General features: G+C 41.0%; 1 protein-coding gene. It reads right to left on the reverse strand.

Going from position 1 to position 829, the window contains the following annotated elements; all coding sequences use genetic code 11:
• Nucleotides 1-114: 114 nt before the first annotated feature.
• A complete protein-coding gene (locus RW114_RS20800; RefSeq protein ID WP_340124631.1) occupies nucleotides 115-516 on the reverse strand; it encodes a protein phosphatase 2C domain-containing protein in 402 nt (133 codons plus the stop codon).
• Between the last annotated feature and the right edge of the window lie 313 nt (nucleotides 517-829).

Here is an 829-nt window from a genome sequence, read left to right on the forward strand (position 1 = left end):
CAGTTTTTGTACAATTGAATTCGAAAAGCTTAGCGTTATGATTTTAAGTGCTCCTTTAAGTTTTTTCAGTAGAAATAAGTATATCTTCAAAGGAGTTTTTTACTGTTTTGGAAATTAATTTTCTGGAAGTCTATAGATAGCTTTTATCCTGCGAAATCCAAAGCCGATGATCGTTGGTGAGCTGTTCCAGGTCATGGTCGCGTAATCGGTAAATCCGTGAATTGAATCGCCGACATGGAAAATATGCGCAGTAGTGGATTTGATCACCATCGCGCTTAAGGTACAGACATAGCCTCTGTCCATATCGTAACAATACCGGCTTTGCCGGGTTTGAGCATATAACCAAGAATTGCTTGCTATCAAAACTCGTTGTACCGATTTTTTTACCGACCAGGCTTCCGAGGTACAAAAATAATCTTCCAAAAAGCCTGTCACAGCGGCTTGACTGGCGATATGGCTGACATCGCTGCTACTGATCCCGTCGGCCAAGCCAATAGCAATGCCTTTCGAACTCAACTGCGGTTCTTTCGGGATATAAACGCCGTGAAAATCCTGGTTGATTTCCTTACGGCCTTTGTCCGAGTATTGGCCTACGGAGATTTCTAATGGCTATGTCATCGTTAACTATGGAATTTTTTATTTCTTTTTCATAAAATAAGCCATGTAGGTTTTCAATTGGAGATCATCATGAAAAACGCCGAGTTTTTTCAATTAATTACTGCAATCCGTGAATTAGATCATCACCAGCGCAAACTGCTGAACGCTGCCTTAAATCAACTATCCGACGAACCCAAAGTCCTCGAATTGATTGAGTCCTGCTTTGATGCTA

It is taken from the genome of Methylobacter svalbardensis (assembly GCF_037671525.1).
Classification (GTDB): Bacteria; Pseudomonadota; Gammaproteobacteria; order Methylococcales; family Methylomonadaceae; genus Methylobacter_A; species Methylobacter_A svalbardensis.